Annotated in this window: 1 protein-coding gene; it reads right to left on the minus strand. The window is 76.6% G+C overall.

Features of this window, described 5'->3' with window-relative positions:
* The coding region (locus tag J0695_RS39780; RefSeq protein WP_206969710.1) for a 4-alpha-glucanotransferase at positions 1-402 on the minus strand (402 nt) is incomplete at both ends.

Raw genomic sequence — 402 nt, forward strand, 5'->3', positions numbered from 1 at the left:
GCGGTAGGGGGACGGGTCGGTGGGCGCTCCCGGCACGGCGGCGTGCAGCGGATTGACCTGTACGAAGCCGGCGGAGTGCACCCGCCCCGACCAGGCGGCGAGCTCGGCCAGGTCGCCGAGGTCCCCCATGCCCCAGGAGCGGGCCGAGAGCAGGGAGTACAGCTGGACCAGGAAGCCGTGGCTGCGGTCGGGCGGCTGCGGTACGCGCTCGGGGGCGACGACCAGCGTGGCCTCGGCGTCGCGCCCGTCGGGAGCGCGGGCCCGTAACCGGTGGACGCCCAGCGGCAGTCGGCCGAGGTCGGCGTGGCTCAGGGCGGGGCCCTGTTCCGTCTCGATGTGCAGGGCGGTGCCTTCGGGCAGCCCGCGCAGCACCACGGACTCCGCCGCGCCCCGGACCACCAC

It is taken from the genome of Streptomyces beijiangensis (assembly GCF_017315755.1).
Lineage (GTDB): Bacteria > Actinomycetota > Actinomycetes > Streptomycetales > Streptomycetaceae > Streptomyces > Streptomyces beijiangensis.